Raw genomic sequence first — 6,000 nt, forward strand, 5'->3', positions numbered from 1 at the left:
CCGACGCTGTTAGAATAGGTGCCTGATTCTTCTTGGACCCTTTGCCATGCTTCCTGAATGTCAGTTGTTCGGCACCCTGGGCTGCCATCTGTGTGAGATTGCCGAAGCCGAAATCATGCCGTTGGTCGAACACGGCCTGCTGGTGGAGTTGGTGGATATCGCCGATTCCGAGGCCCTGTCTGAAGCCTACGGCCTGCGGATTCCGGTGCTGCGCCGGGTGGACACGGGCGCGGAGCTGGAGTGGCCGTTCGACGAAGCGCAGGTAGTGAACTTTCTTAGCTAGCACTCGGCGATGGCGAGTTCCCGATTATTCGGTTACTGTATGTTTGTACAGCGATTGAATGAGAGGGAACGCCCGTGGTGAATGTTGAACAACTGAAAAGCAGCGTCAATCGCATGTCCGCCGACGTCGTGCGCGACGCGGTGAACGAGCTGCGCCTCGATGGCCTGGTCACGGAAGGCAAGACGCCGTTTAACAAAGTGCATTTCAACACCTGCTTTGCCGAGATCGAGGCGCTGTTCCAGCGCGCGGGTTATCACAAGCAGCTGGATGTGGTGGGTTACCAGGGCTTGCTGTATGCGCTTTACGACCCGGGCCGCTGGGAAGCGGTGGATGTGCTGCGCTGGCTCAAGGAATTCACCGAGGCGGCCAGTGCGTCACCGGTGTTGCGCGCGGAATTGGCCAAGGCCTGAATCTGTGCTGGGCCTGATCCGGCTGCATGCGGGATAATGCGCGCCTGTATGTCCACGTCTTGAGCCTGCCATGTCCGTTTTTTCCGCTGCCCAGCACCAAGCCAGCACCTTGTACCTGCCGCCAGGCGCCTGGGCCACCGTGCTGGATTGCCTGTGTGAGCACTTCCAGGCCATCAGCCGTGAGCAATGGCTGGACCGCATCGCCCGGGGCAGGGTACTGGACATCAATGGCACTCCCATCAATCAGGACCTCGCCTACCGCGAAGGCCTGTGCATCTACTACTTTCGCGAAGTACCGAACGAGAAAGTGATCCCGGTGCAGGAGACCATCCTCTACGCCGATGAACACCTGGTGGTGGCCGACAAGCCGCATTTCCTGCCGGTCACGCCTGCCGGTGAATACGTCGAGCAGACCCTGTTGCGGCGTTTGATCCGTCGCCTCGACAACCCGGCGCTGGTGCCGCTGCATCGCATTGATCGGCATACCGCAGGGCTGGTGCTGTTTTCGGCCAACCCCCAGACGCGCTCGGCGTATCAACAGCTGTTTCCCACGCGCAAGATCGACAAGTTCTACGAAGCCATTGCCCCTGCATTGCCTGGGCTGACCTTTCCGCTGGTGCACAAAAGCCGGCTGGTGGATGGCGAGCCGTTCTTTCGCATGCAGGAAGGCGAGGGGGCGAGCAACACCGAGACGGCGGTCGAGGTGCGGGAAAAGAATGGCGACCTGTGGCGCTATGGCCTGTTTCCGGTGACCGGCAAGAAGCATCAGTTGCGGGTGCACATGACGGCCCTGGGCGCGAGTATCTGCAACGACCCGTTCTACCCCGACGTTATCAAGGATGCCGAGGACGACTACGCCAACCCGCTCAAGCTGCTGGCCCAGGGGGTGCGTTTCATCGACCCGGTCACCGGCCTTGAACGCGACTTTCGCAGCGAGATCAGCCTGGACTGGTAAACCCCAGCAACGAAAAAGCCCGCATTACGCGGGCTTTTTTGTATCTGGCGTTAAGACTTACAGGTCTTTAACGGTGCGAACCTGATCCTTGTTGATCTGGGTGCGCTTGCCATCCAGCTGTTCGAATTCGTAGAAGCCGGTGGACTTGTCGAATTTAGGAGTGTCGACGGCCTGGATTTCGCGACCGTCATTCAGGGTGATCACTGTCGGCGAGGCGCAACCGGCAAGGGTAGCGAGGCCCAGTGCAAGCATGAGAGCGGCGATGGTCCGTTGAGTCATGAGTTTGTCTCCGAGAGAATGCTTTGTTGAGTACTGACCTTGTGACGTGTGTAACGTCGGCAAAGTTCCTTGTTCGACGCTCATTCTGACACGCTGGGCGGGCGGTGCAACAACTCCGGTGTATTGAGGTTGGCCAGGCGCGGATCGTCGGCGGGGCAATCCAGGGCCTTGGCCCCCAGCGCCTGCATGATCTGGCGCGGGCTGCGCTCGCCGGCTGCCCAGGCCCGCTCGAAGGGCTCGCGCAGCGAAGTGGGGATCACGCAGAGCAGCGGTTCCCAGAAATCGCCGTGGCGCACCATCACCGGCAGCAACGGGTTTTGCTGCGCCGTACTGCGCAGGTCGGCGAGCAATCGTGCATCGATCTGCGGCACATCGCACGGCAATACCAGCAGATGCCCATGCTGCGCCACCGCCAGTCCTGCGCGAATGCCGGCCAGTGGCCCTGGAAAGTCGGGGCTGTCATCGCCTACCAATCGGTCGGCGTAGGCCGCATACTGCGCCTGGTTGCGATTGCAGGAGATGATCAGGTCGTCGGTCAACGGCCGCACCAGGCGATGCAGGTGCGCAATCAGTGGCTGCCCGTGCCAGTCCAGCAGGCCCTTGTCGAGGCCGCCCATGCGCTGGCCACGACCGCCGGCCAGCAAAAGGATCGAGCAGGGCAGTGGGGAAGAATGGCTTGGCATGACGGCTCCTGCGGGCAGTGAAATGGGGGGCTGTGATATAACATCGGGCTGTTCCTTCGACAACCGGACCGAGCCATGAAAGCCAAGGCTGATGCGCCCTTTGTACCCCTGAATATCGCTGTATTGACGGTCAGCGACACCCGCACCCTGGAAACCGACACCTCGGGCCAGGTCTTCGTCGACCGCCTGACCGCCGCCGGTCACCTGCTGGCCGAGCGAGTTTTGCTTAAAGATGATCTGTACAAAATCCGTGCGCAAGTGGCGCACTGGATTGCCGAAGACGTGGTGCAGGTGGTGTTGATCACCGGCGGCACCGGCTTCACCGGCCGCGACAGCACTCCGGAAGCGGTGAGCTGCCTGCTGGATAAACAGGTGGATGGTTTCGGCGAACTGTTCCGGCAAATCTCCGTGGCCGATATCGGCACCTCCACCGTGCAATCCCGTGCCCTGGCCGGCCTGGCCAACGGCACACTGGTGTGCTGCCTGCCGGGCTCCACCAACGCGGTGCGCACCGGTTGGGACGGGATTCTCGCCGAGCAACTGGATAACCGTCACCGCCCGTGCAACTTCGTCCCGCATTTGAAACAGGCCGAGCCCTGTGAATCCCGTGGGTAAGCCGGGCAAGACCGGCGCGTTGATGCCGGTGGAAGACGCCCTCGAACAATTGCTGGCGATGGCCGAGGCAGCGCCGATTCGCGAGCCGGAAACGTTGCCGCTGGCCGAGTGTGATGGTCGGGTGCTGGCCCAGGCGTTGATCTCCACGCTGGACTTGCCGCCCTGGCCCAACAGCGCCATGGACGGATACGCCCTGCGCCTGGCGGACTGGACCGGTGAGCCACTGGTAGTCAGCCAGCGCATTTTTGCGGGCACGGCACCCGAGCCCTTGGCTGCCGGTACCTGCGCGCGGATCTTCACCGGAGCCCCGGTACCGGAGGGCGCGGACTGCGTCGAGATGCAGGAAAACGCCGTGGTCCATGCCGATCAGCGGGTGAGCTTCACCGAAGCGTTGCAGGTGGATCAAAACATCCGTCCCCAAGGCCAGGAAACCACGGTGGGCGAGTGGGTGTTGCCAGCAGGTACACGCCTGGGCCCGATCGAGTTGGGCCTGGCGGCTTCACTGGGTCGTGATCGGCTGGAAGTGGTACGACGCGCCCGCGTGGCTGTGCTGTCCACCGGCGACGAGTTGATCGAGCCGGGCCTGCCGCTGGGGCCCGGGCAGATCTACAACAGCAATCGCCGAGTGCTGTGCAGCTGGCTGGAGCGCCTGGGCTGCGAAGTGGTGGACGCCGGGATCCTGCCGGATGACCTGGAACAAACCCGCGAACGCCTGGGCGCATTGGGCTCGGTAGACCTGATTCTGTCCACCGGCGGTGTGTCGGTGGGCGAGGCGGATTTTCTCGGGATTGCGCTGCGGGAAGAAGGGGAGCTGGCGCTGTGGAAGCTGGCGATCAAGCCGGGCAAGCCGCTGACGTTCGGGCATTTCCGTGGTGTACCGGTGATCGGTTTGCCGGGCAATCCGGCGTCGACGCTGGTGACCTTTGCCTTGCTGGCGCGGCCTTACCTGTTGCGCCGCCAGGGCGTGGAAGACGTGCAGCCGCTGTGCATTGAAGTGCCAGTGGGGTTTGTCTGGCCCAAGCCGGGGAATCGCCGCGAGTATTTGCGCGGGCGGCTGGAGCAGGGCAAGGCGATCATCTACCGCAACCAGAGCTCGGGTGTGCTGCGTAGCGCGGCGTGGGCCGAAGGTTTGGTAGAAGTGCTGGAGGGGACGACGCTGGAGATCGGTGACCGGGTCAACTTCATTCCGCTGAGTGAAGTGTTGAACTGAGCCCGATCTATCAAACAATGAAGATCAAAATGTGGGAGCGGGCTTGCTCGCGAAAGCGGTGGATCAGTCACCCGATGTATTGACTGACCCTCTGCATTCGCGAGCAAGCCCGCTCCCACATTTGATTTGTGTTCATCCTGCAATTACGGCAAGTCGCGACTCGCGTAAAACGCACTCAACACCTTCACCAGGTGCGCCAGGTCGTGGCTGCCGCACAGCTCGCGAATCGAGTGCATCGCAAACGTCGGCAAGCCGATATCCACGGTGCGCACGCCCAGGTGGCTGGCGGTGATCGGGCCGATGGTCGAGCCGCAACCCATGTCGCTGCGAACCACAAAGCTTTGCACCGGCACTTCTTCGGCCATGCACAGGTGGCGGAAGAACCCGGCGGTTTCGCTGTTGGTGGCGTAGCGCTGGTTGCTGTTGACCTTGATCACCGGGCCGGCATTGAGTTTCGGGCCGTGGTTGGCGTCGTGCTTCTCGGCGTAGTTGGGGTGCACGCCGTGGGCGTTGTCGGCAGACACCAGCAGCGACTTCTGGATAGTGCGTACGAACTCATCGCCCTCGGGCAGCAGGCGACGCAGGGTCTGCTCCAGCATCGGGCCGTCGGCACCGCAGGCGGAGCACGAGCCGACTTCTTCGTGGTCGTTGCAGACCAGCACGCAGGTTTCATCGGTTTCGGCGGTGAGCAGGGCTTGCAGGCCGGCGTAGCACGACAGCAGGTTGTCGAGGCGGGCACCGGCGATAAAGTCGCCATTGAGGCCGATCACGGCCGCGCTCTGGGTGTCGTAGAAGCTCAGCTCATAGTCGAGCACCACGTCAGCGTTCAACCCGTGTTCACGAGCCAGTTGCTCGGTCAGCACTGCGCGGAAGTCCACGCGCTCGTCACCGGCGAACTGCGCAAGGATCGGCGGCAGTTCGGTCTGGGCATTGATCGCCCAACCCTGGTTGGCTTCACGGTTCAGGTGAATGGCCAGGTTGGGGATGATCGCGATGGGCAGCTTGAAGTCGATCAGCTGGCTTTCGACCTTGCCGTCGCGGCGGAAAGTGACGCGGCCGGCCAGGGACAGATCGCGGTCGAACCACGGCGCCAGCAGCGCGCCGCCGTACACTTCCACACCCAGTTGCCAGAAGCCCTGGCGTTGCAGTTCAGGCTGTGGCTTGACCCGCAGGCACGGGCTGTCGGTGTGGGCGCCGACCAGGCGGATGCCGCCTTGCAGGGGCGAGTGGCGGCCGAGCTTGAAGGCGATGATCGAGGAGTCGTTGCGGGTCACGTAGTAGCGCCCGTTGGCCTCGGTGGTCCAGGTCTCGCGCTCGTCAAGACGCTGGAAACCGGCCGCTTCCAGGCGCTGTGCAAGGGCGGCGGTGGCATGGAACGGGGTAGGGGAGGCCTTGAGGAAGTCGATCAGGCCTTGGTTCAACTCTTCGCGCATAAGTAGCTCCAGACAGCAATGGCGCGAGTTTACCGTCCGACGGGATAAGTGCACAGAACAAATGTGGGAGCGGGCTTGCTCGCGAATGCGGTGTGTCAGTCGCCGAATGGGCTAACTGATCCACCGCATTCG

Annotated in this window: 8 protein-coding genes; 5 read left to right on the forward strand and 3 right to left on the reverse strand. The window is 62.6% G+C overall.

Features of this window, described 5'->3' with window-relative positions; all coding sequences use genetic code 11:
* The first annotated feature begins 46 nt into the window (after window positions 1-46).
* From HX873_RS19280 to HX873_RS19290, 3 genes are all read left to right on the forward strand, one after another.
* The gene (locus HX873_RS19280; RefSeq protein WP_003209085.1) at window positions 47-283 is read left to right on the forward strand and encodes a glutaredoxin family protein; all 237 of its coding nucleotides are present in this window, start codon (window positions 47-49) and stop codon (window positions 281-283) included.
* 74 nt (window positions 284-357) lie between these two features.
* On the forward strand, window positions 358-693 hold the full coding sequence (locus HX873_RS19285) for a hypothetical protein (protein ID WP_003209087.1): 336 nt from the start codon (window positions 358-360) through the stop codon (window positions 691-693).
* Between the two features lie 70 nt (window positions 694-763).
* Entirely contained in the window at window positions 764-1,648 is an 885-nt protein-coding gene (locus HX873_RS19290) for a pseudouridine synthase (protein WP_177028920.1), read from the forward strand.
* Window positions 1,649-1,705: 57 nt separating this feature from the next.
* Here HX873_RS19290 and HX873_RS19295 read toward each other — a convergent pair whose 3' ends face one another.
* Window positions 1,706-1,927: a YgdI/YgdR family lipoprotein gene (locus HX873_RS19295; RefSeq protein ID WP_003209090.1), complete on the reverse strand. Its 222-nt coding sequence runs from the start codon at window positions 1,925-1,927 to the stop codon at window positions 1,706-1,708.
* Window positions 1,928-2,007: 80 nt separating this feature from the next.
* Window positions 2,008-2,610 (reverse strand): molybdenum cofactor guanylyltransferase MobA, encoded by a 603-nt coding sequence (gene mobA, locus HX873_RS19300; RefSeq protein ID WP_003209091.1) that lies wholly within the window; start codon window positions 2,608-2,610, stop codon window positions 2,008-2,010.
* 75 nt (window positions 2,611-2,685) lie between these two features.
* Between mobA and moaB the strand changes: the two genes are divergently transcribed.
* Entirely contained in the window at window positions 2,686-3,225 is a 540-nt protein-coding gene (gene moaB, locus HX873_RS19305) for a molybdenum cofactor biosynthesis protein B (protein WP_003209092.1), read from the forward strand.
* Complete coding sequence (gene glp, locus HX873_RS19310) at window positions 3,209-4,435, forward strand: gephyrin-like molybdotransferase Glp (RefSeq protein ID WP_177123051.1); 1,227 nt, start codon at window positions 3,209-3,211, stop codon at window positions 4,433-4,435. Before moaB ends, glp begins: the two co-directional genes overlap by 17 nt.
* Before the next feature lie 143 nt (window positions 4,436-4,578).
* On the opposite strand, the gene HX873_RS19315 is transcribed toward glp, so the two are convergent.
* A complete protein-coding gene (locus tag HX873_RS19315) occupies window positions 4,579-5,868 on the reverse strand; it encodes a M18 family aminopeptidase (RefSeq protein ID WP_003209095.1) in 1,290 nt (429 codons plus the stop codon).
* Between the last annotated feature and the right edge of the window lie 132 nt (window positions 5,869-6,000).

This window comes from Pseudomonas sp. P7758 (assembly GCF_013386485.1).
In the GTDB taxonomy this organism is placed as follows: Bacteria; Pseudomonadota; Gammaproteobacteria; order Pseudomonadales; family Pseudomonadaceae; genus Aquipseudomonas.